Origin of the sequence: Massilia paldalensis (assembly GCF_044901715.1) — a bacterium.
GTDB lineage: Bacteria > Pseudomonadota > Gammaproteobacteria > Burkholderiales > Burkholderiaceae_D > Telluria > Telluria paldalensis.
In genome coordinates, this window is record NZ_JBJCIU010000002.1 from 514,328 (window position 1) to 540,862 (window position 26,535).

The 26,535-nt window shown below is 64.8% G+C and carries 28 protein-coding genes; 12 read left to right on the forward strand and 16 right to left on the reverse strand.

The genetic code is table 11. The annotated features are described in order from the left end of the window. Window positions 1-249: 249 nt before the first annotated feature. From ACI1V7_RS12035 to ACI1V7_RS12045, 3 genes are all read left to right on the forward strand, one after another. Window positions 250-2,376 (forward strand): M13 family metallopeptidase, encoded by a 2,127-nt coding sequence (locus ACI1V7_RS12035; RefSeq protein WP_404531991.1) that lies wholly within the window; start codon window positions 250-252, stop codon window positions 2,374-2,376. Between the two features lie 90 nt (window positions 2,377-2,466). Then, window positions 2,467-3,084 (forward strand): class I SAM-dependent methyltransferase, encoded by a 618-nt coding sequence (locus tag ACI1V7_RS12040; RefSeq protein ID WP_404531992.1) that lies wholly within the window; start codon window positions 2,467-2,469, stop codon window positions 3,082-3,084. A gap of 141 nt (window positions 3,085-3,225) precedes the next feature. After that, window positions 3,226-3,405: a CsbD family protein gene (locus tag ACI1V7_RS12045; RefSeq protein WP_290411778.1), complete on the forward strand. Its 180-nt coding sequence runs from the start codon at window positions 3,226-3,228 to the stop codon at window positions 3,403-3,405. 151 nt (window positions 3,406-3,556) lie between these two features. Here the strand turns inward: ACI1V7_RS12045 and ACI1V7_RS12050 are convergent, their stop codons facing one another. Beyond that, window positions 3,557-4,654: an AI-2E family transporter gene (locus tag ACI1V7_RS12050; protein ID WP_404531993.1), complete on the reverse strand. Its 1,098-nt coding sequence runs from the start codon at window positions 4,652-4,654 to the stop codon at window positions 3,557-3,559. A gap of 167 nt (window positions 4,655-4,821) precedes the next feature. Here ACI1V7_RS12050 and ACI1V7_RS12055 point away from each other — a divergent pair, with 167 nt between their 5' ends. Then, entirely contained in the window at window positions 4,822-5,001 is a 180-nt protein-coding gene (locus ACI1V7_RS12055; protein WP_314546790.1) for a CsbD family protein, read from the forward strand. 127 nt (window positions 5,002-5,128) lie between these two features. Here ACI1V7_RS12055 and ACI1V7_RS12060 read toward each other — a convergent pair whose 3' ends face one another. Further along, window positions 5,129-7,348, reverse strand: a complete 2,220-nt coding sequence (locus ACI1V7_RS12060) for a S9 family peptidase (RefSeq protein ID WP_404531994.1) — start codon at window positions 7,346-7,348, stop codon at window positions 5,129-5,131. A gap of 176 nt (window positions 7,349-7,524) precedes the next feature. On the opposite strand from ACI1V7_RS12060, the gene ACI1V7_RS12065 reads away from it, so the two are divergent. Then, window positions 7,525-8,151, forward strand: a complete 627-nt coding sequence (locus tag ACI1V7_RS12065; protein WP_404531995.1) for a sensor histidine kinase — start codon at window positions 7,525-7,527, stop codon at window positions 8,149-8,151. Between the two features lie 30 nt (window positions 8,152-8,181). Here ACI1V7_RS12065 and ACI1V7_RS12070 read toward each other — a convergent pair whose 3' ends face one another. From ACI1V7_RS12070 to ACI1V7_RS12085, 4 genes are all read right to left on the reverse strand, one after another. Continuing rightward, entirely contained in the window at window positions 8,182-8,529 is a 348-nt protein-coding gene (locus tag ACI1V7_RS12070) for a DMT family transporter (protein ID WP_404531996.1), read from the reverse strand. Next, complete coding sequence (locus tag ACI1V7_RS12075; RefSeq protein ID WP_404531997.1) at window positions 8,526-9,467, reverse strand: hypothetical protein; 942 nt, start codon at window positions 9,465-9,467, stop codon at window positions 8,526-8,528. Before ACI1V7_RS12075 ends, ACI1V7_RS12070 begins: the two co-directional genes overlap by 4 nt. 122 nt (window positions 9,468-9,589) lie before the next feature. Next, window positions 9,590-10,996 carry an MATE family efflux transporter gene (locus ACI1V7_RS12080; RefSeq protein ID WP_404531998.1) on the reverse strand — a complete coding sequence of 469 codons (1,407 nt, stop codon included), beginning with the start codon at window positions 10,994-10,996 and terminating at the stop codon, window positions 9,590-9,592. Between the two features lie 129 nt (window positions 10,997-11,125). Beyond that, window positions 11,126-12,103 (reverse strand): lysozyme inhibitor LprI family protein, encoded by a 978-nt coding sequence (locus tag ACI1V7_RS12085; protein WP_404531999.1) that lies wholly within the window; start codon window positions 12,101-12,103, stop codon window positions 11,126-11,128. Between the two features lie 66 nt (window positions 12,104-12,169). Here ACI1V7_RS12085 and ACI1V7_RS12090 point away from each other — a divergent pair, with 66 nt between their 5' ends. From ACI1V7_RS12090 to ACI1V7_RS12120, 7 genes are all read left to right on the forward strand, one after another. Next, window positions 12,170-13,123, forward strand: a complete 954-nt coding sequence (locus ACI1V7_RS12090; RefSeq protein ID WP_404532000.1) for a DnaJ C-terminal domain-containing protein — start codon at window positions 12,170-12,172, stop codon at window positions 13,121-13,123. Between the two features lie 15 nt (window positions 13,124-13,138). Further along, a complete protein-coding gene (locus ACI1V7_RS12095; RefSeq protein WP_404532001.1) occupies window positions 13,139-13,450 on the forward strand; it encodes a chaperone modulator CbpM in 312 nt (103 codons plus the stop codon). 160 nt (window positions 13,451-13,610) lie between these two features. Further along, complete coding sequence (locus tag ACI1V7_RS12100; RefSeq protein ID WP_404532002.1) at window positions 13,611-14,945, forward strand: Nramp family divalent metal transporter; 1,335 nt, start codon at window positions 13,611-13,613, stop codon at window positions 14,943-14,945. Between the two features lie 135 nt (window positions 14,946-15,080). Then, window positions 15,081-15,650 carry a type 1 glutamine amidotransferase domain-containing protein gene (locus ACI1V7_RS12105; protein WP_404532003.1) on the forward strand — a complete coding sequence of 190 codons (570 nt, stop codon included), beginning with the start codon at window positions 15,081-15,083 and terminating at the stop codon, window positions 15,648-15,650. 96 nt (window positions 15,651-15,746) lie between these two features. Further along, on the forward strand, window positions 15,747-16,337 hold the full coding sequence (locus tag ACI1V7_RS12110; protein WP_404532004.1) for a DJ-1/PfpI/YhbO family deglycase/protease: 591 nt from the start codon (window positions 15,747-15,749) through the stop codon (window positions 16,335-16,337). 126 nt (window positions 16,338-16,463) lie between these two features. Further along, window positions 16,464-17,090, forward strand: coding sequence for a LuxR C-terminal-related transcriptional regulator (locus tag ACI1V7_RS12115; protein ID WP_404532005.1), 627 nt, complete (start codon window positions 16,464-16,466; stop codon window positions 17,088-17,090). 99 nt (window positions 17,091-17,189) lie between these two features. Continuing rightward, window positions 17,190-17,819 (forward strand): head GIN domain-containing protein, encoded by a 630-nt coding sequence (locus tag ACI1V7_RS12120; RefSeq protein WP_404532006.1) that lies wholly within the window; start codon window positions 17,190-17,192, stop codon window positions 17,817-17,819. A 16-nt stretch (window positions 17,820-17,835) separates the two neighbouring features. Here ACI1V7_RS12120 and ACI1V7_RS12125 read toward each other — a convergent pair whose 3' ends face one another. The 10 genes from ACI1V7_RS12125 to ACI1V7_RS12165 all read right to left on the reverse strand — a co-directional run bounded on the left by ACI1V7_RS12125 (window position 17,836) and on the right by ACI1V7_RS12165 (window position 26,512). Next, the gene (locus tag ACI1V7_RS12125) at window positions 17,836-18,168 is read right to left on the reverse strand and encodes a DUF3761 domain-containing protein (protein WP_404532007.1); all 333 of its coding nucleotides are present in this window, start codon (window positions 18,166-18,168) and stop codon (window positions 17,836-17,838) included. Window positions 18,169-18,212: 44 nt separating this feature from the next. Further along, entirely contained in the window at window positions 18,213-18,686 is a 474-nt protein-coding gene (locus ACI1V7_RS12130) for a hypothetical protein (RefSeq protein WP_404532008.1), read from the reverse strand. A 1,401-nt stretch (window positions 18,687-20,087) separates the two neighbouring features. After that, on the reverse strand, window positions 20,088-21,317 hold the full coding sequence (locus tag ACI1V7_RS12135) for a phage major capsid protein (RefSeq protein WP_404532009.1): 1,230 nt from the start codon (window positions 21,315-21,317) through the stop codon (window positions 20,088-20,090). Between the two features lie 102 nt (window positions 21,318-21,419). Next, window positions 21,420-21,629, reverse strand: coding sequence for a helix-turn-helix transcriptional regulator (locus tag ACI1V7_RS12140; RefSeq protein WP_404532010.1), 210 nt, complete (start codon window positions 21,627-21,629; stop codon window positions 21,420-21,422). Beyond that, the gene (locus ACI1V7_RS12145; RefSeq protein ID WP_404532011.1) at window positions 21,626-22,147 is read right to left on the reverse strand and encodes a hypothetical protein; all 522 of its coding nucleotides are present in this window, start codon (window positions 22,145-22,147) and stop codon (window positions 21,626-21,628) included. Before ACI1V7_RS12145 ends, ACI1V7_RS12140 begins: the two co-directional genes overlap by 4 nt. Then, entirely contained in the window at window positions 22,144-24,300 is a 2,157-nt protein-coding gene (locus tag ACI1V7_RS12150) for an AAA family ATPase (RefSeq protein WP_404532012.1), read from the reverse strand. Before ACI1V7_RS12150 ends, ACI1V7_RS12145 begins: the two co-directional genes overlap by 4 nt. Next, window positions 24,297-24,659, reverse strand: a complete 363-nt coding sequence (locus tag ACI1V7_RS12155) for a hypothetical protein (RefSeq protein WP_404532013.1) — start codon at window positions 24,657-24,659, stop codon at window positions 24,297-24,299. The genes ACI1V7_RS12150 and ACI1V7_RS12155 overlap by 4 nt, the downstream gene beginning before the upstream one ends. After that, window positions 24,656-24,994 (reverse strand): hypothetical protein, encoded by a 339-nt coding sequence (locus ACI1V7_RS12160; RefSeq protein ID WP_404532014.1) that lies wholly within the window; start codon window positions 24,992-24,994, stop codon window positions 24,656-24,658. The genes ACI1V7_RS12155 and ACI1V7_RS12160 overlap by 4 nt, the downstream gene beginning before the upstream one ends. A 418-nt stretch (window positions 24,995-25,412) precedes the next feature. Beyond that, entirely contained in the window at window positions 25,413-25,643 is a 231-nt protein-coding gene (locus tag ACI1V7_RS28425) for a helix-turn-helix transcriptional regulator (protein WP_489672317.1), read from the reverse strand. Between the two features lie 137 nt (window positions 25,644-25,780). Next, window positions 25,781-26,512, reverse strand: coding sequence for a hypothetical protein (locus ACI1V7_RS12165; protein ID WP_404532015.1), 732 nt, complete (start codon window positions 26,510-26,512; stop codon window positions 25,781-25,783). Between the last annotated feature and the right edge of the window lie 23 nt (window positions 26,513-26,535).

Below are 26,535 nucleotides of genomic sequence, written 5' to 3' on the forward strand. Positions count from 1 at the left end.
ACGGATGAGCTGCGGAGAACTTTAGGGTTTTTTTAAATATTTTTTGAAATTTTTTTCTGACAAGCCAATTTTGCCTGCCATCGTATTTAGATGGCGCACGCAATGCAACGGGAACTTCGCGGCCCCGTGCCGGTCCAAGTCCCCGGACGACCACATCCGTGGCGATACCGGAGGAACAGTTTGGTGCGTGGCAAGCGTTCTTGCGTCCCATTACAATGGGGAGATCCCATTCATCACCGAAGGAAACCAATGAAGACCAGCTGGACGCCGATCAAGACCGCCATCGTCCTGGGCCTGTGCTCCGCCACGTTCGCCGCGATGCCCGCGTCGGCCGGCGGGCAAGCGACGCCGCAATCCGCGCCGGCGGCGCAATCCGCCAACCCTGCGCCGGCGGCGCAACCCGCCAACGCCGCGCCGGCCGCGCAGCCCGCTGCGGCAGCGCTGCGCCCGGGCGACGATTTCTTCGCCTGGGCCAACGGCGACTGGCTGGCCAAGACGGAGATCCCGGCCGACCGCAGCAGCTGGGGCGAAATGGCGAGCCTGGCGGAAAATACTAACCAGCGCATCGTCAAGCTGATCGAGGACACGGGCGCCGACAAGCGCGCCAAGGGCGAGGCGCGCAAGGTCGCGGACTACTACGCCGCCTACATGGACGAGGCCGCCATCGAGAAGAAGGGCGCCGCGCCTCTGAAGCCCCTGCTGGACAAGATCGGCGCCATCAAGGACAAGGCCGCGCTGGCGGGCGCGCTGGGCGCGTCGCTGCGTGCCGACGTCGACCCGCTGAACAATACCGATTTCGCCACCGAGAACCTGTTCGGCCTGTGGGTGTCGCCCGGCCTGCACGAGCCGGAGCGCAACCGCCCCTACCTGCTGCAGGGCGGCCTGGGCATGCCCGACCGCGCCTACTACCTGGACGCGAGCGAGCGCATGGCGGGCCTGCGCACCCAGTATCAAAAACACATCGCCGCCATGCTGAAGCTGGCCGGCTACGCGGACGCGGATGCCGACGCGCGCGCCGCCAAGGTGTTCGCGCTGGAAGTGGACATCGCCAACGTCCACGCCAGCCGCGCCGACTCGGCCGACGTCCTGAAGGCCGACAACACCTGGACCCGCAAGGACTTCCAGGCCAAGGCCCCGGGCCTGGACTGGGATGCCTTCTTCAAGGCCGCGCGCCTGTCGGACCAGGACAAGTTCATCGTCTGGCACCCGGGCGCCGTCACGGGCGAAGCGGCCCTCGTCGACAAGATCGACCTGGCCACCTGGAAGGATTATCTGGCCTTCCACCGCATCAACCAGATGGCCGGCGTGCTGCCCAAGGCCTTCGTCGACCAGCGTTTCGACTTCTACGGCAAGGGCTTGAGCGGCACCCCGCAGCAGTCGCTGCGCTGGAAGCGCGCGCTGGGCGCCACCAACGAGGCGATGGACGAGGCGGTCGGCAAGCTGTACGTCGCCAAGTACTTCCCGGCCGAGAACAAGGCGCGCCTGCAGGCGATGGTTGCCAATATCGTGGCCGCCTTCGGCAAGCGCATCGAGAAACTGGACTGGATGGCGCCGGAAACCCGCGCCCAGGCGCAGCAGAAGCTCAAGACGCTGTACGTGGGCGTGGGCTACCCGGACAAATGGAAGTCCTACGACGGCCTCAAGGTGGCCGCCGGCGACGCCTTCGGCAACGCGTTGCGCGCCGAGGAATTCCATTACTCCCAGGAGATCGCCCAGCTGCACGGAAAGCCGGACCGCAAGGCCTGGTCGATGCCGCCGCAGCTCGTCAACGCCGTCAACCTGCCGCTGCAGAACGCGCTGAACTTCCCGGCCGCCATCCTGCAGCCGCCGTTCTTCGACCCGAAGGCGTCGGATGCGTCGAACTACGGCTCGATCGGCGCCATCATCGGCCACGAGATCAGCCACAGCTTCGACGACCAGGGCGCCCAGTTCGACGCCCAGGGCCGCCTGCGCGACTGGTGGACCAAGGCCGACCTGGAGCACTTCCAGGCCGCCTCGCAAAAGCTGGTCGCCCAGTACAACGGCTATAAACCGTTCCCGGACTTGGCCGTCAACGGCCAGCTGACGCTGTCGGAAAACCTGGCCGACCTGGCCGGCCTGTCGGCCGCCTACGACGCCTACAGGGCTGCCGATAACAAAACAAGCGAGAAAGCCAACGAAGACGGCGACCGCCAGTTCTTCACCGGCTTCGCCAACAGCTGGCGCAACAAGGCGCGCGAAGCGGCCGAGCGCCGCGGCATCCTGACCGACGGCCACGCGCCGCCGCAGTACCGCGCCGCCACCGTGCGCAATATCGACGCCTGGTACAAGGCGTTCGACGTGCAGCCGGGCCAGAAGCTGTACCTGGCGCCGGAACAGCGCGTACGCGTCTGGTAAGACGGGCAGGGATGTCCGCGCGGTAACGTGCGGCAAACGGGTAGATGACGGGGCTAGCATGGCCTCGTCATCCACTTTCATTTTGTCTCCATGAACGAGGACTTCCACGACATCGCCCGGCGCACGCTGCATCACTACGACCGCGTCGCGCGCCGCTTCTTCTTCGGCACCATCGACCACGACGTCAGCCAGAACATCGATGCCCTGCTCGATGCGATCGAGGCCCCGGCGCCGTGCACCATCCTCGACTTCGGCTGCGGCCCTGGACGCGACCTGCGCACCTTTGCCGACCTCGGCCACCACGCCATCGGCCTGGACGGCAGCGCCAAGTTCGTGGCCATGGCGCGGGACTACAGCCATTGCGAGGTCTGGCACCAGAACTTCCTGGAACTGCGTCTGCCCAAGGGACTGTTCGACGGCATCTATGCGAATGCCTCGCTGTTCCACGTGCCGCGCGCCTTCCTGCCGAAGGTGCTGGGCGAACTGCACGCGGCGCTGAAACCCGGTGGCGTGCTGTTCAGTTCCAACCCGCGCGGCAACAACGAGGAAGGCTGGAATGGACCGCGCTGGGGCAGCTTTCACGACTATCCGGCCTGGGAAAGCCATCTCGTCGCGGCCGGCTTCCAGGCGCTGCACCATTACTACCGGCCCGAGGGATTGCCCCGCGAGCAGCAGCCCTGGCTCGCCAGCGTCTGGCGAAAAGGATAAAAAATGCAGAAACCTTGTTACAAGGAAATGTGGCGGGTTTGTTAAGTTGCGAACAGAATGATAGTCGTCATTGTCCTATGATGGATCCATGCCGCTTCACCACCGAAGCAGCACTTCACTGACGAAAGAAAGGAGTTCACCATGAACGACGATCAAATCAAAGGTAAAGCAAAAGACATCGGCGGCAAGATCCAGGAAGAAGCCGGCAAGCTGGTCGGCAGCAGCGAGCAGCAAGCCAAGGGCCTGTCCAAGCAGGTCGAAGGCAAGACCCAGGAAAAGGTCGGCGACCTGAAGGACGCCATCGACAAGGGCAATCGCTGATTGCCTGATCATTGCGATCATCGCGGACGCTGCGGCGTCCAGTAGACCGAACGGCCGCTCCATGCGGCCGTTTTCCATTATGCGGCGGCGTGCAATACCCGGCCTGCACGTGCTTGCGCAGGGCGGGCACCCGGTGCCCGCCGTTCGGACCTCAACCGGTCTTCGCATCCGGCTTGTCGCCGAGAATATCTTCCACGTACAGCATATTCACCAGCACCATCAGCACGGCCGTCAGCGGCGTCGCCAGCGCCACACCGGCAAAACCCAGCAGCGTGGCGAAGACCAGCTGCATGACGATGGTCAGCGCCGGCGGAAGCTCGACGGCGCGCGCCTCCACCAGCGGCTGCAGCACATAGCCCTCGATCGTCTGCACGACGAGGAACAGCAGGATCACGTACAGCGCCATGTCCGGCCCCATCGACAGGGCGATCAGCACGGCCGGCACGCCCGCGATGATGGGGCCGACGTAGGGAATGAAGTCGAGCAGGCCGGCGATGATGCCGAGGATCAGGCCCAGCGGCACGCCCAGCATCGTCAGCCCGGCGGCCGTGGCCACGCCCACGATGATCATCGAGATCGTCTTGCCCACCAGCCAGCGCGCCAGGTTGTCGCCCAGCGTGTCCAGCACCTGCGTCGCGCGCTCGCGCTTGGCGGGCGGCACGAGGCGCACGAAGCCCCTCTTGTAGATGCCCGGCGAAAAGGCGAAATAGATGCCGACGAAGATGATGATGACGACGTTGCCCAGCGCCCCCAGCACGCCGCCGAAGAACAGGCCTGCGTTCGGCACCATCTGGCTCATCTGCTGCGTCATTTCCTTGGGATCGGGCAGTTCGCTGGTGATTTTCTTCAGCAGCGGGTGACGCTGCACTTCCTGCTGCAGGCGTTCGATCGAGGCCGGGATTTCCTTGGCCAGCTGCGTGGACTGTTCCGAGATCTGCGGCGCCATGGCCCAGCCGCCCAGGCCGATGATCGCGGCGAGGGCCAGCACGACGGCCACCAGCGCCACCTTGCGGTTCCAGCCGAAGCGGCGCTGCAGCACGGCGCTGAGCTTGTACAGCAGGATGGCGAACAGGATGCAGGCGAACACGAGCATCAGCGCATCCGCGGCGAGGACGACGGCGGCCGCCAGCGCGAGGAACAGCACGGCCATGCCGTCGATCAGGGCGTGGCGGCGCATCAGCCGCCGCTGCGACGGCGAGGGCTTCGCTGCGGGCGGAGAGGGCGGATAAGCGGACTGTTCTTCTGGCATGGCGTGGACGTGCTCCTCAGTTTCGTAACAAAATGTTATCAGCTGGGGCCTGCGGCCGTCGCGCGCATGCGCTGTGTGCGTGCGCTAACTGAGCAGTATCGCTGCACTGGATAAGATGGCATCCAGACATCGCCACACGGCGCATGCATTACGCAAAGGAGAACACCATGAACAAGGACCAGATCAACGGCAAACTGCAAGACATCGGCGGCAAGATCCAGGAAGAAGCTGGCAAGCTGGTGGGTAGCGAAGAACAGCAGGCCAAGGGCCTGAAGAACCAGGTCGAAGGCAAGACCCAGGAAAAGATGGGCGACCTGAAGGAAAAGATCCACGACGCGACCAAATAATTGGTGTGCGTGATGGTGGGCATGTGATGCCCACCCTACGAAAAAGGCCGCGGGGGATTCACCCCGCGGCCTTTTTGTTGGACGTAGGGTGGGCACCATGTGCCCACCAGTGCATCGCTGAACAGAATTACTTCTGTTCCGGCATCAGGTTCTTCTTCATGAAGGCCTCGATCATGCCGTACACGTGGCGCTGGCCGGCACGCGAGGAAATGCCGTGCTTGGCGCCCGGATAGGTCATCAGCTCGAACTGGACGTTGCGGTTCACGAGCGCGTCGATCATGCGCGTCGTGTTGGTGAACAGCACGTTGTCGTCGGCCATGCCGTGCACCAGCAGCAGCTTGGACTTCAGGCCGTCCAGGTGGGCGAACACGCCGCTCTGCTTGTACGCTTCCGGATTGCTCTTGGGCGTGGAGCCCATGAACTGCTCCGTGTAGTGGGTGTCGTACAGCGACCAGTCGGTCACCGGCGCCACCGACACGCCCGCCGCGATCTTGTCCGAGGCCGCCGCCAGCAGGCGCAGCGTCATGAAGCCGCCGTAGCTCCAGCCGAACACGCCGATGCGCTTGCTGTCCACGAAGCTCTGCTTGGCCAGCCAGTCGATGCCCGTGACCTGGTCCTCGACTTCATGCTTGCCCAGTTCGCCGTAGATGACGTCGGTGAACTTGCGCTCGCGGCGCGAGGAGCCGCGGTTGTCCAGCGTGAACACGACGAAGCCCTGCTGCGCCATGTACTGCTTGAACATATTGCCCCAGCCGCGCGTGACCTGCTGCGAGTGCGGGCCGCCGTAGACGGTCAGGAACACGGGGTAGCGCTTGGCCGGGTCGAAGTTGGCCGGCTTGATCATCGCGTAGACCATGTCCTGGCCATCCTTGGACTTGATCGTGCCGAACTCGGTCGGCAGCAGGTCCGGCATGTACTTCGCGAACGGGTGGTCGCCCTTGACTTCGTTACGCTCGAGCCACTCGACCATGCTGCCGTCGGCGCGTCGGATCGATACCTGGGCCGGGGTCTTCGGATCCGAGAAGGTGTCGACGAAGATCTTGCCGTTCTTGGCGAAGGTGTCGTCGTGCCAGCCGTCGGTCTTGGTGATGCGCACCGGCTTGGCGGCATTGCTGCCGTCCAGGTTCAGCGCATAGGTCTGCTTGTCCGTCAGCGCATCCTTGTTCGAGGCGATATAGACCTTGCCCGCGTCCTCGTCGACGGCCAGCACGTTGTCCACGCCCCATTCGCCGCTCGAGATCGGGTGCAGCAGCTTGCCGTTCAAATCGTACAGGTACAGGTGGTTGCGGCCGCTGCGCTCGGACGCCCAGATGAACGCCTTCTTCTTCGACAGGAAGCGCAGGTCGTCGTGGATGGCGACCCAGGTGGTCGACGTCTCGGTCAGCAGCGGACGCTGGGACAGCGTGGCGGCATCGACGGCGACGAGGTCCAGGCGCTTCTGGTCGCGCGACTGGCGCTGGTAGACGAGGGTCTTGCTGTCCGCGCTCCAGTCGGCGCGCACCAGGTAGATGTCCTTCTCGCTGCCCAGGTCGACTTTCTTCTGCGCGCCCGTGGCCGGGTTCACGACCATCAGGTCGATGACCACGTTCGGGTCGCCGGCGGCCGGGTAGCGCTGGTCGATGACCTCGGTGCGGTCGGCGAAGATCTCGAAGCGGCGCGCCACCGGCACCGGCGCCTCGTCATAGCGGCGGTAGGCGATGGCGGAGTCGTCCGGCGCCCAGTAGTAGCCCGTCTTCTGGTCCATCTCTTCCTGCGCGACGAATTCGGCCTCGCCGTTGTGGATGGTGTCCTTGCCGTCCGTCGTCAACTGGCGTTCCTGGCCCGTCGACAGGTCGATCACGTAGAGGTTCTGGTCGCGCACGAAGGAGACGTAGCGGCCCTTCGGCGAGATCTTCGGATCGATCACGTTGCCCGAGGCGACCTTGCGCGCCGCTTCCGGATGCGCCGCGTCCACCAGGTACAGGTCGCCCGCGATCGGCACCAGCAGCTGCTTGCCGTCCGGCGACCAGCTGTAGCTCAGGATGCCCGACAGGCTGGCCGTGCGCATGCGCTCGCGGCGCGCCTTTTCTTCCAGCGACAGGTTTTCGTTGGGAACCAGCTTCTTGGAGTCGACCAGGCGGTGCGTGGTCTTGTCCTTCATATTGTATTCCCACAGGTCCAGCTGGAACTGGTTGTCGGGACGGCCACGCAGGAAGGTCACACGCTCGCCGTCGGGCGAAACGCGCAGGGCACGTACGCCAGGACCGGACAACGCCGGGTCGGCGTGGATGCGGTCCAGCGTCAGGCGCTCCGCGGATGCGGGAGCGGCCGCGAGAAAGGCGGCGAGGAGGCAGAAGAGAAGGCGCATTGGATGGTCTCGGGTGATAAATTAATTATGTGCAACGGCCGAGACGATACCAGACTCATTCGGGAAAAGCTGTAAATATGGGGTCCTGGGGCGGCAGGCGTACGACGCGACGAACCACCGGCACGATACGTAAAACTGTGACGTCATTCCGGCCCAACATCGACGATCGTCCCGACATGCCACCCGATTCCCCGCTCCCGCCCGCCAACCCCGCAAGCAGTGCCGGCCCGGAGAAGCGTTTCAGCGAACTCTTCGAGCTGGCCCCGTTCAGCATCCAGATCCTGGCCCCCGACGGGCGCACGCTGCGCGTCACGCGCGGCCTGATCCAGCTCGACCGCACGGTGCTGGACCCGATGGCCATCGTGGCCGGCGCCGTCGAGCAGGCCAGGCCGCTGGTCGAGGCCCGCCGGCACGTGCTGTGCGTCGACGGCGATGCGGGCGGCGCCAGGATCGTGGGCGACGCCAACCGCCTGGTCCAGGCGCTCGTCAACCTGCTGAACAATGCCGCCAAGTACACGCCGCCGGGCGGCAGCATCGACCTGTCGGTCGCGCGCCAGGGGACGACGCTGTCGATCCGCGTGCGCGACAACGGCCTGGGCATCGACGCGGCCCTGCTGCCCCATGTGTTCGACCTGTTCACCCAGGCGGAACGTTCGCCCGACCGTGCCCAGGGCGGGCTGGGCATCGGCCTGGCGCTGGTGAAGACCATCGTCACGCTGCATGGCGGACAGGTCGTGGCCAGCAGCGACGGCCCCGGGGCCGGCAGCGAATTCACCGTCACGCTGCCCTGCGTTGTGCAGTGACCGGCGCCGCCGCGCAAGAGGGAATCGGATTTACCTGGTCATCAGCCAGCAGGCGATGCACAGCATGAGCATGCCCGCGGCCTTGGCCGGCGACACTGCCTCGCCGAGGAACTGCATGCCGAACACGGCCACCGTCACGATGGTGAAGGCCGTCATGATGGGGTAGGCGAGGGTCATCTCGAGGCGGCTGAGCGCCTGGCCGTAGCAGAAGAAGCCCAGCACGTAGCTGCCGGCGGCGCAGGCCAGCCATCCGAGCTTGGCGATCTCCGCGAAGCTGGCGTAGCCCGACGATTTCTTGAGCAGGAAGGTCGCGGTGGCGCTGAACAGCGAGGCGACGGCGCACCAGAGGTAGCCGTAGAGGGCGGGCGTGGCAATCATGGGCGGACGCGGGCGAACACGGCGATCGGGATCAGGAACGGATACAGGCTCCAGATGGCGCGGCCTTCGATCCGGACGGACAGCGCGGCGTACAGCGGCGGGAGCGCCATCATCAGGAGGATGCCCTTGAGCGGCTTGATCCTCTCCGGCACGTGCTTCCAGCCGAGGCAGGCCAGCGGAATAACGAGGATGCCGGCGCCGAGCAGCGACAGCAGCGAACGCACGTCGCGCAGGGCCGTCACGACGGTGCCGATGTTCGGCGCCCAGACGTACGACGGCAGTCCCGGGAACACGTACCAGCGCACGACGACGAGCCAGGCGGCGGCCAGCGCGAGCACGACGCCGCCGCGCACGATGCCCACCCGCCCGAACGCCAGCAGCCAGGCAAGCAGCAGGATGTTCTCTTCCCTGACCGTCGTCGCGAACAGGCCGCCGGCCAGCGCCAGCCACGGCTGGGACAGCACGACGCCCAGCGCGAAGACGGAGCGTCCCAGGATCGCACCGGGGTCGGTGAGCAGGTAGGGCGCGTACCAGAATGTCGGTACGGAGACGATCGCGAGCAGGCCGGCGGCGACGACGCGGCGCCGGTCGCCGCCGGCGGCATGGACGAGACAGGCGAGCACCGTCGCGCTGGCGGCCGTTGCCAGCCAGTTCAGCGTCGCGAAACCGTTGCGCAGGTCGCCGGGCCAGAGCGCGGCCAGGCCCGGCATGGCCAGCCGGTAGGGGAACGGCGCGCGCAGCGCGGAGAACGGCACTTCGCCGCGCAGGAAGCGGGCGGTGTTGAAGTAGGCGAGCGAATCCTCGACCGTGCCGCCCCAGCGCTGCCACATGACGGCCAGCGACAGGGCAGCGAACGCGAGGGCAAGCAGCACCCAGTGCAGGGGGCGCCACTTGCCGTCGGCGGAAAAGGGATCGTGCGTGCTGCCCGTGGTCTGCATCGTTGTGCGCGTGAAAGTGTCAACTTTGCAATTATGACAGCGTTACAGTAGCGATGTCGATATGCAAGGGACGTTCGGACCGTGTCGACGGCGGCACCGGCCTCGCGTCCCGGCGGACCGGATCAGGGGCGCAGCGCCTCCCGCACCCGCAGCGCCGACAGCTTGTGCAGCGACCACGACAGCAACAGCGCCGCCACCGTCAGCCCCAGGACGAGGCCGATCCAGAATCCCGTCGCCGCCATCGGCACGGCCGGCGACCAAGGGAACCAGGCGGGCGCCAGGCCGAGGATCCAGCCGACGGGCAGCGCCACGCCCCAGAACGCGATCATCTGGATGATCATCGGCGCGCGCGTCACCTGGTAGCCGCGCATGGCCGAGGCGGCCGCCACCTGGGTCGAGTCGGACAGCTGGAACAGGGCGGCGAACAGCAGCAGCATGGCGCACGTGGCCTGCACGGCGGCATCCGACGTGTACATGGCGACGATCTGCCAGCGGAACACGAGGATGAACAGGGCGGACAGCACGCCGAAGGCAATGCACATGCCGGTGCCGGTCCAGGCCACGAAGCGGGCGCGCTCCGGGTTGCCTTCGCCCATCGCCTGGCCCACGCGGGTCAGGGCGCCGATGCCGAAGCTGAGTGGCACCATGAACACGAGCGAGACGAAGTTCAGCGCGATCTGGTGCGCCGACACCTCCACCACGCCGAAGCGCGCGACCAGCAGGCTGACGATGCCGAAGGCGCTGACCTCGGCGAAGTGGGTGACGCCGATCGGCAGGCCCAGGCGCAGCATCGCGCCGATCTCGGGCCAGTTCGGGCCTTCCCAGTGGGTGAACGGATAGGTCATGCGGTAGGCGCTCGACACCCTGATCCAGGCGACCATCGCCGCCAGCATCAGCCACACGCCGCTGGCCGTCGAGACGGCGCAGCCGAGCGCGCCCAGCCGCGGGAAGCCGAGGTTGCCGAACACGAGCAGCCAGTTCATGAGCACGTTGTACAGCAGGCCGAGGATGGCGATGACCATGATCGGCTTGGTCTGGTTGATGCTGGTCGTGTAGCCGTACAGCGCGCGGTAGCAGGCGAAAGCGGGCATGCCGAGGCTGATGATGTGCAGGAAGATCTTGGCGCGGTCGGCGACGTCCGGCGCCAGGCCGATGTGGTCGAACAGCAGGGCGCAGGCGTTCGCCGCCAGGCAGCCGGCAATGCCGACGATGGCGCCCATCCACAGCGATTCGCGCACCGAATGGGAGATGCGCTCGTAGCGGCCGGCGCCCATCTCGTGCGCCACCACGGAGTTCACGGCCATCATGACGCCCATCACCGTCACGAGGACGATCGACCACACCGAGGTGCCGAGCGACACGGCGGCCAGCTCGGCCGCGCTGACGTGGCCCGTCATGGCGACGTCCGCCACGCCCATGCCGACGGTGGCCAGCTGGCCGACCAGCATCGGCCACGACAGGCGCCACAAGGTGGCGATCTCGGCGCGGACGGGGTGGGCTTGATGCTCGGGGGATACAGTAGACGTCATGGTACGGGCGATGGGCGAAACCCGTGATTTTACTGATTGTTGGACAACACCGCGAGGCGGACGCGCCCGATGCGATGCCATCGGGGTCATCCGGGATCGTCCGTGCACCGCGCCGCCCGCCACGGACGGCTAGCGCGCCTTCTTCAACAGGCCCAGGAACTGGGGCCGCACCGTTGCGCCGAAGTCGCGCCAGGGGATGGCGATCTCGATGTCGCCGCGTCCCAGGCCGTAGTTTTCGGCCTGGCCGGTAATGGTGAGCTGGTCCGCCGAGAATCCCCAGTTGTCGGGATCCACTGCCTCGGCATCCGTGTCCGGCGACCCGGTCGCGCCTTCCTTCGCGAGGTAGCGCCGCGCGCCCTTGCGCAGCACGTCGCGGTAGCCGGCGGCGGCGAACATGTCGTCCGGGCCCACCTTGCCCGGCCTGGACAGCCACCGGTTCAGGTGCCGGCTGCTGTTCGACGGGTGGGCGGCACCCCACGTCATCTCCATCTCCGTCTCCTGCACGCTCAGCAGGTCGGGCGATACGAAGTCGACCTTGTAGTAGCGGCCGGTCGTGGTCAGGCCGTCGCACTCGGCGAGCTTCCTGCGCGTGGCGGGATCCGGTGTGTCGGCGCCACGGGCCTCCTGCAGCCGGTCGCATTCGCCGACGCGCAGGGCGGCGGCGGCGTCCTGCTGCGCGGCGTTCCAGATCGCGTCCACCTCGCGGTTGTAGGCCGCTGCCCCCGGCAACGGCGAGAGCACGTAGGGTGGCATGTGCTGGCCATCGATTTCCAGTAGCATGACCCCGTTCACCGTCGACAGCGCGGTCTTCAGGCGGTCCAGGCGGGTACGCAGCGCCGGTGCGAGGTCGCCGCCGTCGGGCCGGCTCTTGAGCCAGTTGCGTTGCGATTGCTGGAGCTTGGGCTGGTAGGGGGCCGGGACCTTGGCCAGCAGCGTGCGATAGGCCTGGCTGATTTCTTCGTCGAGGCGGCCCAGTTCAGGATTGGCGCAGATCGCCTTCTCGCTGCCGGTGCGGGCCTTGGCGCAATCGAAGCTGGCCGCCTGCGCGCTGCCTTGCCACAGGCAGGCGACGAGGAGGAGCAGGGGAATGTTCTGGTGTTTCATCATGGTTGAAAAGCAAGGTTTTCGCCATCATATCGTGGATAATTTCATTTCACCATTGGGAGCAAGCTTGTGGAATACAAGGATTACTACCAAGTACTTGGTGTCGACAAGACGGCATCCCAGGCCGACATCAAGAAGGCGTACCGCAAGCTGGTGCGCCAGTACCACCCCGACGTCAGCACCCACAAGGACGCGGACGCGAAGACCAAGGAACTCAACGAAGCCTACGACGTGCTGGGCGACGCCGAGAAGCGCGCCGCCTACGACGAACTGGGCAACATGCCGAGGGGCGGACCGGGTGGCCAGGGCGGTTTCCAGCCGCCGCCGGACTGGGGCACGCAGTTCGACTTCAACGGCGCCGATTCCGACGATTTCTTCAACGACCTGTTCGCCCACGTAGGCCGGCGTTCGCGCGCGGGCGGCGGCGCGGGCGGGTTCGGCGGCGGGTCGTTCCGCATGCAGGGCGAGGACATCCACGCATCGATCACCATCGACCTGCGCGACGCCTACCAGGGCACGACGCGCACGATCAGCCTGCGCGTGCCCCAGCACGACGAGCAGGGCCGTACGACGATGCAGGAAAAGACGCTCAGCGTGACCATCCCGAAAGGCGTCACGCCGGGCCAGCAGCTGCGCCTGGCGGGCCAGGGACAGCCGGGCATCGGCGGCGGCCCCAACGGCGACCTGTACCTCGAGATCCAGTTCAACCCGGATCCCCGCTACCGCGTCGAGGGCACGAACGTCTACGAGAACGTGCCGGTGGCGCCGTGGGAGGCGGCGCTGGGCGCCTCGGTGTCGGTGCAGACGCCGTCGGGCACGGTCGAGGTGACGGTGCCGAAGGGATCGCAATCCGGCCGCAAGCTGCGCCTGAAGGGGCGCGGCATTCCCGCGGCGACGCCGGGCGACCTGTACCTGATCCTGGACGTCGTGCTGCCGCCCGCGGACAGCGACAAGGCGCGCGCCCTGTACGAGCAGATGGCGCGCGAGCTGGCCTTCAATCCCCGTGAACGAGTAGGAGCGTAAACGATGCAAGCGAACATGAGTCTTACCGGCGTGCTGCTGGATGATGCGGCGCTGACCGTGGAGGAACTGGCGCGCGCCTGCGACGTGGAGCCGGACTGGGTGGTGCGGCACGTGCAGGCCGGCGTGCTGGGCAGCGGCGAAGCCTTCGTCAGCACCGTGCAGGTGACGGGCTGGCGCTTCCGCAGCGGCGACCTGGCACGGGCCCGCCGCCTGCTGCGGGTGGAACGGGATTTCGATGCCAACGAAGACCTGGCGGCCCTCGTGGTCGACATGGGCGACGAGATCCGGCGCCTGCGGGCGCGTTTGCACGTGCTGGGGATAAGCTGACGGCGAAGGTGGGCACGCGGTGCCCACCCATGACACGGGCAGGCGGTAGGGTGGGCACCTCGTGCCCACCATGCAGACTATGCGGTGCGCGTACCCACCTTTCTGGCGGCAAACGAAGCCGGGCTTTGCGATAGAATCGATTCATCTAGCGCAAAGTCTTATGTTCAAGTTACCCACCACCGCCACCGCCCCGTTCTGTCCTTCCGAAGTGTCCGGCACCGTCACCGTCCCCGAGCACTACCCGTTCTGGAAGAAAGTCATCCGCTATGCGGGCCCCGGCCTGCTCGTCTCGGTCGGCTACATGGACCCGGGCAACTGGGCCACGGCCATCCAGGGCGGTTCCCAGTTCGGCTACAACCTGCTGTTCGTCGTCGTGCTGTCGAGCCTTGCCGCCATCGTGCTGCAATGCCTGTGCGCGCGCCTGGGCATCGTCACCGGCAAGGACCTCGCCGTGCATTGCCGCGAACAGTATTCGCCGGCCACGGCCAAGGGCTTGTGGGTGTTCGCGGAGCTATCGATCATCGCCTGCGACCTGGCCGAAGTGCTGGGCTGCGCGCTCGCCTTCCACCTGCTTCTGGGCGTGTCGCTGCCCGTCGGGGTGGCGCTGACGGCGCTCGACACGCTGATCGTGCTGGGCCTGAAGGGCAAGGGCTTCCGCCAGCTGGAAGCGATCGTGCTGGGCCTGATCGCCACCATCGGCGTATGCCTGTTCGCCGAGCTCGTGCTGGTGAAGCCGGACCTGCATGCCGTCGTGGCGGGCCTGGTGCCGTCGCTGCAGAAGCTGGCCGACCGCGACGCGCTATACCTTGCCATCGGCATCCTGGGCGCCACCGTCATGCCGCACAACCTGTACCTGCATTCCTCGGTCGTGCAGACGCGCGTGGTGCGCCTGGGCGCCGTCAGCGGCCAGGCGCTGCGCCTGAAGGAAGCCATCGGCATGTCGCGCATCGACACCATCGTCTCGCTGGGCATCGCGCTGTTCATCAACGGCGCGATCCTGGTGCTGGCCGCGGCCGCATTCTACAAGCCGGGCGGCGGCAACGTGATGGAGATCGACCAGGCCTACGAACTGCTGGCCCCGGTGGCCGGCACGGCGCTGGCCGCCTTCCTGTTCGGCCTGGCGCTGCTGGCTTCCGGCCAGAGCTCGACGTTCACCGGCACCATCGCCGGCCAGGTGATCATGGAAGGTTTTCTCAAGCTGAAGATCCCGTGCTGGCAGCGGCGCCTGATCACGCGCGGCCTGGCGCTGGCGCCGGCCATGGTCGGCGTGCTGACGCTGGGCGACCATGCGATCGGCCGGATGCTGGTCGCCAGCCAGGTCGTGCTGAGCATGCAGCTGCCGTTCGCCATGTACCCGTTGATCCGCCTGACGGGACGGCGCGACCTGATGGGCGAGTTCGTCAACGCCTGGTGGACGTCGGCGCTGGCCTGGTTCCTGTTCGTCGTCATTTCCTCGGCCAACGTCTGGATGGTGTGGCAGGCGTTTTCGGCATGATGCGCGGCCTGGTCTACTGCTGAGTTCCTCTCATCCGCGGAACGTGCATATGCGTTCCGCGCGCCGCGTTTGTCGTTCAAAACCTAGAATCTCCTTTCCATCTAGCTCATTCACCAACGCTAAAAGGAGCATTCCATGGCAAACACCAACACCCAGGCCCTGAAGGGCAAACGCGTCGCCATCCTCATGACGGACGGCGTCGAGCAGGTCGAATACACGGGCCCGCGCAGCTTCCTCGAACAGCAGGGCGCCCAGGTCACGCTGGTTTCGCCGAAACCCACCGGCGACGAGATCCAGGGCTTCGACCACCTGACCCCGGACCAGAAATTCAAGGTCGAGCTGGACGTGCGCGATGCCCGTCCGGCCGACTTCGACGCCCTCGTGCTGCCGGGCGGCGTGGCCAATCCCGACCAGTTGCGCCTGTCGATGGAAGCGATCACCTTCATCCGCGAATTCGGCCGCGAGGACAAGCCCATCGCCGCCATCTGCCACGGCCCGTGGACGCTGATCGACGCTGACCTGGTCGACGGCAAGCGCGTCACCAGCTGGCCCACCTTGCAGCTCGACCTGCAGAACGCCGGCGCCCAGTGGACCGACGAACAGGTCGTCGTCGACGGCAGGCTCGTCACCAGCCGCAAGCCGGACGACATTCCCGCCTTCAACCAGGCCATCCTGTCCGAGCTGCAGTCGCAGACCAAGCACTGAACGGCCGGTTGCGCCACTGCGTCGCGCCGTGCGACGCATCGGCCGCCTCCTGCCTAGAATGGCGCGATCCTTGATCAATCGACGGCAGGAGGTGGTATGGAGCAGCAGATTTCCGGCAGGCCCCTGGAGGGCAAGCGCATCGCCATGCTGATGGCGGACGGCGTGGAGCAGATCGAATACACGAGCCCCCGCGCCTTCCTGGAAGGGCAGGGCGCGACGGTCGTGCTGCTGGCGCCCAAGGCCGCCGGCGAGGACATCCAGGGCGTCGACCACGACCGGCCAGGCGCCAGGTTCCGCGTCGAACTGGACGTGGATGGCGCCAATCCCGACGACTTCGATGCGCTGGTGCTGCCGGGCGGCGTGGAGAATCCGCGCCACCTGCGCGCGAGCCCTGCGGCCATCGACTTCATCCGCGGCTTCGACATCGAGGCGAAGATGGTGGCGGCGATCTGCCACGGCCCGCTGTCACTGATCGACGCGGGCATCGCCACGGCCAAGCACGTCACCAGCGCACCCGACGCCAGGCAGGAATTGCAGGCGGCCGGCGCTGAGTGGACGGACGACCCCGTCGTCATCGACGCGCGGCTCGTTACCAGCCGCACACCGGACGACCTGGCGGCGTTCAACGATTCCATGCTGAAGGAATTGCTGGTGGCGGAAGGGACGGATCCGGGGCCGACGTCCTGACCCTTTATACCCAAACACAAGTAGTTTGCTCAACGCATTGGTTGAGCAGAATCAAGCGTCCTTCAAGTAATTGCAAAGCTGGTCCGGATATGATGGATCGATCCATCCACCAGACCAGGAGGGCGAATGGTTGGCGTGCTGCTCGCGGAGCCGAACTGCGTGTTGCGGCTCGGGTTCCGGTCCGTGCTGGCGAACGAGGCGTCGGTTGCCATCGCCGCCGAGGCCGTCGACACGCTGCAGTTCTTGCGTGCCTTCATGGCCATCCCGCACGAGGTCGTCCTGGTCTCGCTCGTGCTGCTGCAGGACATCGGATTGCGCACGCTGAACCAGCTGCGCCATGCGAGGCCTACGAGCCGGCTGCTGGTGCACGGCTACGATACGGATGTGGGCTATGCGGCCGAGGCGATGCGCTTCGGCGCGTCCGGCTTCCTGTCGAACGGCGCGGGCGTGGCGGAGCTGGGCGTGGCGATTGCCACGGTGGCGACGGGGCAGGCCTATATCGGGGAGGCGATGGGTGAAGAACTTGCCGCGCATGTCTGTTTCCACGCCGATCATGTCGAGCAGGCGGACCTGAGCGGGACGGAGTCACAGGTCGCGAAGCTGCTAGCGACCGGCCTGGACTTGCACGGCATTGCATTGCGGCTCGATATGCGTCCGGCCGGAGTGGCCCTGCACAAGGCCAGCATCCTGCGCAAGATGTGCCGGCCGGGAATGAACGAACTCCTGCGCTGCGCCGTTTCCAAGAGCCTGTGATTGCCGTCCAGGGCGCTTTTGCTGCGTTCTGTCACAAAACCGTGTCCGTTAAGGAATTCATTCTCTACAATGAATTCAACTTAACGAACAGGAAACGCCATGTCCAGGATCGCCCTTGCTCTCGCCATCTCCCTTGCCTGCCTCGGTAGCGCCCACGCCGCCGACCAGCCGCGTAGTGTCCCGCCGTTCACGTCGATCAGCGTACAGGGGCCGTTCAACGTCATCGTGGAGGGCGGCAAGGGCCAGTCGCTGCTGGTGCGCGGCAGCGACAAGTTCGTCAAGGACGTGGTGACCGAGGTCGTCAATGGCCAACTGGTCGTGCGCATGCGCGACAAGAACTACGGAACGCTGCGCGGCGACCAGCACATCGTCGTCTCGATGCCGCAGCTGCGCGCGTTCAGCTCGGAAGGCGCGGGCGAGATCCGGCTGAACCAGATCCGCGGCGACCGCCTCGACGTGAATTTCCGCGGCGCTGGCGAGCTGCGTGTGGGCGGCGAGGTGAAGACCTTCACGATCCAGGCGGAAGGGGCGGGCGAGGTCGATACGAAGGACCTGATTGCCAACGATGTCGACCTCGTGCTGCGCGGGGTGGGGAATGCCCGCGTGACGGCCAGGAACCGGCTCGACGTGCAGGGGCAGGGGATGGGGAGCGTGACGTATTTCGGGAGGCCGAGGACGGTCAACAAGTCGATGCAGGGGCTGGGGTCGGTGAGGCAGGGGGATCGGTGAGTCGGCGATCGCTGCTTTACAGCCAGGTGTCCACGCCGCCATGGTGCGAGCAGGTCCCGCGACGGTGCTGGCTGAAGCTGTAGGTACCGTCCCGGCATTTGGCGCTTGCGTTGGCCGGTACCTGGCCATGCGTTGACGTCGATGGTGAGTGGACTTCACGGCCATCCTTGGTCTTGTAATGGCGGTGCGACAGCAACTCGGTTTCGTCCGGTGCCGCGGGCGTATTCGGCGCTATCGTCGACCGGGAGGCAGGCGTAGGAAATTGGTAGGGCGCGGCGTCCGGCGCGCGCTGGGCATGGACAGAGGTCGAAACGAACAGGGCTACTGCAAGCAGGTGGTGCAACTTCATCGGACTCTTCGGCAAATGAGGCCGGCTTGTGCCGGCCATGGTGTTTATTGTTTTATGGTGGACTGTTCGATATTTGCAGCAGCCATTGCGACGGGCGGTTGCACCGTCGGAGGCTGCGTCGTCGGGGACGTGTCGCCTATTTTGCGCAACATGATGGTTGCAGACGCGGGATAGTCGAAACCTGCTCCGGTATTGCGGTCTACGATGTAGCCAATACCGCCGCCGATCAGGACGTTACCCCACACGGCGCCGTTCGACTTGGACACCAACGTGTGGTTGCCTGCGAACGTCTCTTTCTTGCAATCGACGGCAAGATCGCCGGTGCTCTTGTGCACAGTGACGCTGCCCGGACTGGTCACGAACCAGGAGCCGGCATCGTTGCTGAGCGTGCAGCCGACCCCGGCAATCTCCACGTTGTCATGGACGGTCTTGACGGTGATAGGTTGCATGCGCTCGCCCGAGATGGAAGCACAGCCAGTAAGCAGCGACAGGGCTGCGATGGCGATAACAGTTTTCATTTTCTTTCCCCTAGTTGACGGCATCATATGCGCCGTTTCTATTTGGAATTATAAGGTATCAAAATAGCAAAAAAACTATTCAATTATCACAAATGCCAGCGATTATCGTTTGAGACGGCGACGGGGGAAGACGGGGGAACACGGCGCGATATTTTGAAGTGACCCGGTTGAAGGATTCAATCTGCGGTTTGAGGGGGCGGAAGCAAAGGCAGAAAATCGCTGCGCAATTTTCCTTGAAGTGGCGAATTGAAGAGGCCTTGCGCTTGCAAGCGCAAGGCCGCTCCGCCGGCCCGTCGCGGTGCGACGGGAAACCCCGGCTCCGCCCCTCGTCCGTGCCGGACGAGGTCTCAATTCCCTCCGCCCAAAACGCAATATTCAAAAACAAAGCCCCCTTGGCTTGCGCCAAGGGGGCTTTGTTTTTGAATATTGGTGGAGGCGGAGGCTAACGAATAAAGGCTGGGAGGCGGCTATTCTGCTGAGTCTGCTTCTGATGAGTTGCTTTGTTACCCCCAAACCTACCCCGATTTACTTGGCGTAGGGCGACAGCGGCTCATGCCGCCAGGCCAGCGCACGGTCGCCCCCGGCTTGAGCATCTGGTGTCCATCGCCGCCGTGTCTGCGACCATTTGCTGAAAACCATTTGCTGATTAAAAATTTGAAAAAGGGATTTTTTTCCGCGCGTGGGAGGGAGCGTGGTGTCCTGCGGCGCGCCGTCCGGACTTTCGCCCCCCCCTGGGGTGTCCGTCGACGCGGGCGGCGCCAGGCGGGCCGGAACTGGCCTACGCTACCAGCTCGACGGAATTCGCCTGCTTTCCTCGCGCGCGAAATGGTCTCAGGGCGCTGCCTGGGCGCGGTGCACCAGCTCGAAGAAGCCACTCTCTGCTGCTGGAAAAAAAAGTTTCATTTCGCGGGTGTGCACAAACAGGTCCAGTGCGGTCCCTATCTGCGGGCCGTCCAAGCTTTTGACATCCCCCCCCCAGATCGCCGATATTGACCGCCACGAGTTCGTTTGTTACGCGCGCGTGCGCGCACAACAGGCCGGCGACACCAGGTCGGCGTTTTGTGGGTTAGCGTTGATTCGAAGGGTCATAGCGGTCCCTGTTGTGCGATGCCACAGACATTTGGTGCCCCCTGGGGCGGTGCCAGTCGTGTCGATCAGGTGCGCGCCGCTGCAGTGCTGGGATGGGTGAGCCGGTGGGTGCGTGCCGCGCGACGAAAGGTAGGTCTCCGCACGCTCTCGGGGTTTGGATGATGAGCGGGCCACTCGCCGAGTAACGCCCTGCTTGCAACTGTTTATATCGTTTGAAGGGTGCAGAACCGATGATCACTGATAATCTGCACATGCTGGATTTACGGGCGGCGTTCGATGGCGCGCGCCACTTTCGCGCCACCGAAACGCGACTTAGCGCACGCCAGTGATGACGGCGATGGCTTTCGGGTACATCACGGCGACGTCGGCGCGCACATGGCAGATGAAGCCGACTTCGCCAGTGCCGGCGAACAGCTCGCGGGCGATCTGGATGCTGACTTGCTCGCGCATCATGAAGTTGACCTTGCTGAAGTCGCCCACGTAGATCTCGCTGCAGTCGCTCGACGTGCCCACGGACAGGTTGTTCGGGATCTGGCTGGTGGAGAGCATCTTCCAGTTCTCGAGCATGCGCGGTGGTGCCAGCGGTTGCTTGTTGCCGTCGACCAGGCCGGCCAGGCGGATCAGCGAGCGGGGCGACATGATCGCCGCCAGCGGCGCCGGCGCATCGGCCTGCAGGATCGTTTCGGCGGCGCTCAGGAAGTTGGCGTAGTCGGCCAGAGCTTTACCGTTGGCGCCGTTGCCCATGGTCTGAATGCCGGACGTGGTGAGGATGCCGTGCGGTTCGGGTGCGGTGCCGGACCCACGCAGCCCGACGCGATCCAGTTCTTTCGCGAACGCCTGGCCGATCGCCACATTGAGCGCGGCCGCCATGTTTGGCGCGTCGGCCAACAGCTCGCGGCTCACCTTGAACATGAAGGCTAGGCTCTTGGGCGCGGCGACCACCGCACGGAACGTTGCTTCGGAGGTAGCGATCTGGCCCGACTCCAAGCGCCATTGCGCGGTGGGGATGGTGTCGATGGCGGCGGTGGTGAAGTTCCTGGCACCAGCGTCCAGCGGCACGATGCCGGCGCCGGCCGACAGCAGGGAGGATGCAGGAACGAGCGCTTCCAGGATGCCGGGCATGACGACGGACGGCAGCAGGTAGCCGCCAGCGGTGTCGGTACCAGTGGACAGCGCATTCTGTACGGCGGTCGATGACTTCATGCCGGCGACGCCGCGCAGGAAGTCATCGATGCGGATTTCTTCGCCTGGCCGGCCCGTGTTATTCATGGCCGCGTAGTGGGCCCGGATGTCTGCACTGTTGCGCAGCACCTTCACGTCGCCGCCGCTCTGGTTCTTCCAGGGCGACGAATTCGCCGCGTTTTTGAGTGCAGTGTCCTGGGCGGCGAATTCGCCTTTCAGCTGCTCGGCGCGGTTCATCAGCGTGTCCCATTCGGTTTGCTGCTTCGGTCCCCAACTGGCGCCGGGGAAATCTTCGAGCAGCTGTTTGGTGCGGGCTTCGATGCGGTCGTTTTCGGCGCGGAGTTCTGCGAGTGTGGGCATTTCGATCCTTCGTGGTTAGTGTGCCGAAAGGATCGCTCAGGCGCGCCACGCGCCGCAATCGGGCATCCGGTCGCGGCGCGGTGCAGCAGGGAGTATCGAGGCTCAGCCCTGGGCTGTAAGGGCAGCGTGGCGCTTCATGCGCAGCCAGTGTTCGAAGTCGGCGCGGGCGATGACAGTGATGCCTGGCGTGATCTCGAAGAACCGGGGAAACGTCGCGTCCGTCTTGAGCATCCGCGCCAGAGTGTGACGGCTGATGCCGAGTTCGTAGGCAACGGCCTGGCGGCGCATGTATTGGCTGATGATCGCCGTCATTGTGTAGCTCCTTCAAAGTAGGTGGCCGGCCGAGCGTACGTCCGCCGTGGGGCCGGGGGGATGGGCGCGGGCGCCCGGTCCAGGTCTGCCGGCTGAAACGCCCTGCAGCGCTGCAGGATCACTGGCAGCTCGCGAGGAAGCTGGGGACCGCCAAGCCTGGCCTGGCGCCATTGCGCGCAGCGACAGGCGTCTGTCGTGCCGAGGAAGTGGACGCACTCCAAGCACAGCCGCCGCTCATCGTGCCGCGCATCACGCACGTCCAGGCGCCGCGCCAGCGCATAGGCAGCCCCGGCTTCGACGCCGCGCGCGGTAAAAGCCGTTGCGCGGCGCTGCGTGCCGGCGGTGGTGCGCGTCATCATTTCTATCAATTCCGGCTTTAGCGAACGTAGCAGCGGGCGCCACTCGTCCAGGGCGGTTTGTTCGCCGGCGATGATTAGTTTCCCGCCGACGAGTACCACCGTGACGCCTTCGGCCGCGCATCGATCGAGCACGGCACCAAGCATCGAATCGAGGCTCATAGTTCCTCCGTGACAATTCCAGTGACCGGATTTATCCCCGGTACAGGCGCCGAAGGGAGCGAAGGGAGCGAAGGGAGCGCGTTTTTTTCTCTATACTCTTCGGCACCCTTCGCGCTCCCTTCGTCTGCCGCCTTCGGATTTTGGGGGAGTCGCCAGACCCACGGCCCGCCCATGCTCATCTTGACGGACTCGATACCCAGCTCTTTTTTCAGGCGCTTGGCAACGTCCCACGAGTGCCCTGCGTCCCTTACTTCGGCCTGCAGCGCCTTCGTCGGCATCGCTCCGCCGGCGTCTCGCAGGATATCGGCCAGCATGCGCTTGAGTTCGACGCGTGAATCCCCGTCCTCGGTTTCGTCAATTTCAACGTCGCCAAGGATTTCCCGCGCCGTGCCTTCGATCACGCCGTCCCACATGGCGCGCGTGGTTTCGATGCCGCCGTCGATCGATGTCGGTTCGATCGAATAGGCCATGCCGCCGTCGTCGCGCGCGATGTTGGACTTGGCGCGGGCCAGCACCCGCCGCGTGCTGTCCTTTTCCTTCGCGGTGACCAGGACCATGCGCGCGAGCGCGCCGAACGCCTGGGAACCGATCACGCGGTCTTGCGGCTCGCGACCGGCGCCGCCCTTGGCGAAGTGCGTGATGCCGATGACAGCGCAGCCGTGTGCATCCGCGAAGTCGACCACCGCCTGCAGGCTGCGCCGGACATCGTTCGCCTTGTGCATGTCGCCGGCCACCGCCGACACGATGGGGTCGATCAGCAGCAGGCTGACGCCGCCCATGGCCTGGGCCGCGCGGTGCAGCTCGATAATGTCCTGGGACGGATCGAACGGCACGCTCTCCCCATTCTGCGCGATGCCCTCGATGAAGTGGCAGCGCGACAGGTCGGCGCCGGCCGCGATCAGCCGCGGCACCAGCGTGTCGTCGGCCACGTCCTCGCTTGACCAGATCAGCACGTTGCCCTTGGCCTTGCTTACCGTGCCGTCCGGCCAGCGGCCACCGGCTGTGATGACGGAGGCCAGCGCCAGCGCGAGCGTGGTCTTGCCCGTGCCGGCCGCGCCGGCCAAGATGGTCAGCTTGCCGGCAGGGAGCCAGCCAGGCCACAGCCAAGTGATGGCCTGGGGCTTGATGTCGGCGCCGCAGCGGATCTTCACCACGCGGCTCGGGGCCGGCGCTGCTGGGCGCTCGCTCGACGGCTTGGCCGGGCTGGCCAGCTCGGCTGCTGGCGGGGCGACGCACACCGCCCTGCAGAAAGCGTCGATCACCGCGTTGCCGCCCTGGCGCTGGGCCAGGTCGTTGAAGTCGGTTGGGCTTCCCTCGTCGGAGTCGAACTCCGGCACTGCCAGCCAGCCGCCGACCGCGCGCGCCGCAGCCGTGGCGCGCTCCACCCCCACGTTGCCGGCGGCGTTGAAGCGGTCGTTGTCGGCGCACACGACGATCTGCACGTCAGGGAACTTGCCGCGCAGCGCCAGCGCCACCGCCTCCAGGTTGCCGGCGTTGAAGGCGACCGCCACCGGATGGCCGAGAGCGGCAAACAGGCTGGCGCCAGTGGCGAAGCCCTCGCAGACCAGCACCGTGTCGACCGGGCGGCCGCCGAAGCTGTAGTAGGCGCCCTGCACGCGGCCGTTGGACTTGAAGCGCTTCGTTCCATCGGCATAGATGAACTGCAGGCTGCACATCGCGCCCTGGGCGTCGCGCAGCGGCACCAGCAGCGTGCGCTTGTCCTTGAACTCCTTGAGGCCGTACGGCTTGATGCCCTTGCGGACGCAGTACGGGTTGTCGTCGGTGGCGTCCAGGGCGCCGGCGAAGATGCGCGCGCACGCGGCGGCGGCCTCGTCCTCCAGCTGCAGGCGCGTGGCCTCCGCGTCCGTGCGCGCCTGGGCGATCTTGGCCAGGTAGTCGGCGCGCTCGGGCGGCGTTAGCGCCTGGTCCGACTTGCCGCACCACTTTTCCGACAGGCCGGTTTTCCAATTACCGAAGGCGCCGGCCGGCACGCCGTCGCCGTGCAGGATGTACCAGGCGGATTTCTTGCCGCGCTTGTCGTCGTCGGCGTCGAAGCGCCGGCGCACGCCGTCCGCGATCACTTCGGGTGGGTTCAGGTCAAAAGAGCGCAGGACAGCGGCAAACTGCGCTTCGATGTTTTGTGGCGCGTTCATGACTGATTTCCTCCGCTACGTTTTACCCTTTTGAATTCGTTGATCCAGTCGACCATCTCGCTAGAGTGAAGGCGCAACATCTTGCTCGTTGCAATGGCGAACCTGAGAAGGTTGTGGCGTTCGATCATGCCAAGCGTAGGAGGCGATTCTTCGCCCTCGGCGCAACTATCGTTGGCCAGGTGCTCCAATTCGCTCGCATGAACAAGGCCGAGACAGGTTTCGAGGCCCGTAGAAATATCGACAGTCATGTCGACAAAGTCGATGAGCGGAGATTTTTCAACGTCCTGGTGGATCCAGGTGAAAGGCTTATGGGCGCCGGCCACGCGATCGAACGGGGCTTTCTTCGGGGTGCGGCTCATACGGCCTCCCCACGTTGGCTGTGCTGCACAAGCGTCAGCGGCGGGCGGTGGCGCGGGGCCTGTTCGGCAACAGATTGCATTACCGGCAGCATGTCAGCGCGCGCACGGTCGTCCATTGCACGGTACGCGGCCAGCAGCGCGGCTTCGTTCTTCGTGTGGATAGATGCGGTTGCGGTCAGCACTTGCTGAGCGTTAAGGCACAGGCGGAACAGCTCGATTGAGCCAGTGCGCGCGGTGGCCTCGCCGATGTCGCGCAGCAGCTGCGAAACGTCGATGCCGTCGATGCGGCGGGTGAATGCGGATGGGGAAAGTACGGGCGAGTTGAAGCCAGGCATAGTGCCTCCGTTGGTGTGTGAGATCACACCGCGCCCCACGGCCAAGTGGGGTGAGCGGCGAGTAACAGGGTTGGCCGACTGGTACACCAAAGGAAACCAGCACGCCCGAAGGCGTCCCTGCCACCGCCGCCCATAGGAGACGAACAGAGGCATACGCACGAAAAAAAACCGCATTGCGCGGTCCGTGCGCCTCAGTGTATTCAGGCGGCCAAGCCTGGTTCCCTTTTTCTCGGGAACGTGGCCAGTATCGGGCCAGGCGGCGCGCGCCGTCAAGCGATTGCGTGCATTCGGCTGCAAATTCTGCTCGTCAGGCTGGTGAAGGGAGCGCGAAGAGGGTGGAAGAGCGTAGAGAAAAAAATGCGCTCCCTTCGCTCCCTTCGGGGTTTTTCTGCTCCCTTCGGGGAAGCGATTCGTTGCCTCAAACGACATGAGCCGTCCCTTGCTGGGCCACGTATGCGCGGATGTCCTCGACTCGCCAGGCCGTCGTGCGCGGCCCAAGTTTGACGGCTGCCGGAAAGCGGCCCGACCGAACGCCGGCCCACCAGGTGGACTTGCGGACGGGGATGATGGCTGGGATGGGTGGGACGGCTTTAGAATCCCCGATGATCTGCGGCAGGCGCAGAAAGCCCGTTTCTGGGAGTTGATGCATTTAGACCGCTCCTGTGTGAATACGTCCAAAGTGGACCGATGGAGCAATCTTGAATTCAGTGTTCCTTCTAGAAAACCTGAGTGCTAGTAGAGTGAGCAGGATTCTGCACGGTGCTCACTCTACTAGCAGACTAATTATTATTTATTTTCTTTTTCCCATAGACGGCACCAATCCTCGATTACTTTCTGGCTTTCTAGGTTCTCACATTTGCTCAACATGTCGCGAGCAAACGCCGCTTTGCTTTTATATACCTCTGGCTTTTGACGCCAGTTGCACCAGCATTCAAACACAAAACGCCTTTCAGCCTGCTTAGGGTCCTGAGCATGTCTTTTCTTTGCCGCACGCACAGCCATCTCCGACAGAAAATCTTTATGCGATACGTCGCCCTTTATCAGATCGCTTAGTCTATGAGATTCTGACGATTCAAAAAGAAATTCAATGGCAGCTTTCGTCTGTCCTGTTGCGGTAGCGACAGATGCTGAGATCAGGTAGAAAAGAACCATGAAGTCTAAGAAATCAACTACTTCATCCTGTTCCATTGATGGCTTAAAGAAGCTAGATTCGATCGATCCGTCCAGTACCGCCACAACCGCTCGCCAAGCCATCGAAAGATCATTGGGTAGTCCAACCCACGCCATCATTGTAATTCCAATTACTCGCCTACATTCAGACAGGAGTAATGGAACTTGATCGCCGTATATTTCAGTAAGTTCGTATAGATACCCTTGCCCCAATGCGTCGGTCTTTCCGCCTAATGGTGTAAAGCTCGTATAGCTAACTGGCATTGGTTCGATGCAAGAGTTGCTTTTCTCAAAATGGATTATTGCGTCTTTAAAATTCGGTTTGGCGTGTTCGATGTTTTCGCTCATACATTATTTTCTTCGAATGGTAA

Coding starts and splice junctions, on each gene's coding strand:
- ACI1V7_RS12035 (WP_404531991.1), top strand. CDS start 250: ATGAAGACCAGCTGGACGCCGATCAAGACCGCCATCGTCCTGGGCCTG.
- ACI1V7_RS12040 (WP_404531992.1), top strand. CDS start 2,467: ATGAACGAGGACTTCCACGACATCGCCCGGCGCACGCTGCATCACTAC.
- ACI1V7_RS12045 (WP_290411778.1), top strand. CDS start 3,226: ATGAACGACGATCAAATCAAAGGTAAAGCAAAAGACATCGGCGGCAAG.
- ACI1V7_RS12050 (WP_404531993.1), bottom strand. CDS start 4,654: ATGCCAGAAGAACAGTCCGCTTATCCGCCCTCTCCGCCCGCAGCGAAG.
- ACI1V7_RS12055 (WP_314546790.1), top strand. CDS start 4,822: ATGAACAAGGACCAGATCAACGGCAAACTGCAAGACATCGGCGGCAAG.
- ACI1V7_RS12060 (WP_404531994.1), bottom strand. CDS start 7,348: ATGCGCCTTCTCTTCTGCCTCCTCGCCGCCTTTCTCGCGGCCGCTCCC.
- ACI1V7_RS12065 (WP_404531995.1), top strand. CDS start 7,525: ATGCCACCCGATTCCCCGCTCCCGCCCGCCAACCCCGCAAGCAGTGCC.
- ACI1V7_RS12070 (WP_404531996.1), bottom strand. CDS start 8,529: ATGATTGCCACGCCCGCCCTCTACGGCTACCTCTGGTGCGCCGTCGCC.
- ACI1V7_RS12075 (WP_404531997.1), bottom strand. CDS start 9,467: ATGCAGACCACGGGCAGCACGCACGATCCCTTTTCCGCCGACGGCAAG.
- ACI1V7_RS12080 (WP_404531998.1), bottom strand. CDS start 10,996: ATGACGTCTACTGTATCCCCCGAGCATCAAGCCCACCCCGTCCGCGCC.
- ACI1V7_RS12085 (WP_404531999.1), bottom strand. CDS start 12,103: ATGATGAAACACCAGAACATTCCCCTGCTCCTCCTCGTCGCCTGCCTG.
- ACI1V7_RS12095 (WP_404532001.1), top strand. CDS start 13,139: ATGAGTCTTACCGGCGTGCTGCTGGATGATGCGGCGCTGACCGTGGAG.
- ACI1V7_RS12100 (WP_404532002.1), top strand. CDS start 13,611: ATGTTCAAGTTACCCACCACCGCCACCGCCCCGTTCTGTCCTTCCGAA.
- ACI1V7_RS12105 (WP_404532003.1), top strand. CDS start 15,081: ATGGCAAACACCAACACCCAGGCCCTGAAGGGCAAACGCGTCGCCATC.
- ACI1V7_RS12110 (WP_404532004.1), top strand. CDS start 15,747: ATGGAGCAGCAGATTTCCGGCAGGCCCCTGGAGGGCAAGCGCATCGCC.
- ACI1V7_RS12115 (WP_404532005.1), top strand. CDS start 16,464: ATGGTTGGCGTGCTGCTCGCGGAGCCGAACTGCGTGTTGCGGCTCGGG.
- ACI1V7_RS12120 (WP_404532006.1), top strand. CDS start 17,190: ATGTCCAGGATCGCCCTTGCTCTCGCCATCTCCCTTGCCTGCCTCGGT.
- ACI1V7_RS12125 (WP_404532007.1), bottom strand. CDS start 18,168: ATGAAGTTGCACCACCTGCTTGCAGTAGCCCTGTTCGTTTCGACCTCT.
- ACI1V7_RS12130 (WP_404532008.1), bottom strand. CDS start 18,686: ATGAAAACTGTTATCGCCATCGCAGCCCTGTCGCTGCTTACTGGCTGT.
- ACI1V7_RS12135 (WP_404532009.1), bottom strand. CDS start 21,317: ATGCCCACACTCGCAGAACTCCGCGCCGAAAACGACCGCATCGAAGCC.
- ACI1V7_RS12140 (WP_404532010.1), bottom strand. CDS start 21,629: ATGACGGCGATCATCAGCCAATACATGCGCCGCCAGGCCGTTGCCTAC.
- ACI1V7_RS12145 (WP_404532011.1), bottom strand. CDS start 22,147: ATGAGCCTCGATTCGATGCTTGGTGCCGTGCTCGATCGATGCGCGGCC.
- ACI1V7_RS12150 (WP_404532012.1), bottom strand. CDS start 24,300: ATGAACGCGCCACAAAACATCGAAGCGCAGTTTGCCGCTGTCCTGCGC.
- ACI1V7_RS12155 (WP_404532013.1), bottom strand. CDS start 24,659: ATGAGCCGCACCCCGAAGAAAGCCCCGTTCGATCGCGTGGCCGGCGCC.
- ACI1V7_RS12160 (WP_404532014.1), bottom strand. CDS start 24,994: ATGCCTGGCTTCAACTCGCCCGTACTTTCCCCATCCGCATTCACCCGC.
- ACI1V7_RS28425 (WP_489672317.1), bottom strand. CDS start 25,643: ATGCATCAACTCCCAGAAACGGGCTTTCTGCGCCTGCCGCAGATCATC.
- ACI1V7_RS12165 (WP_404532015.1), bottom strand. CDS start 26,512: ATGAGCGAAAACATCGAACACGCCAAACCGAATTTTAAAGACGCAATA.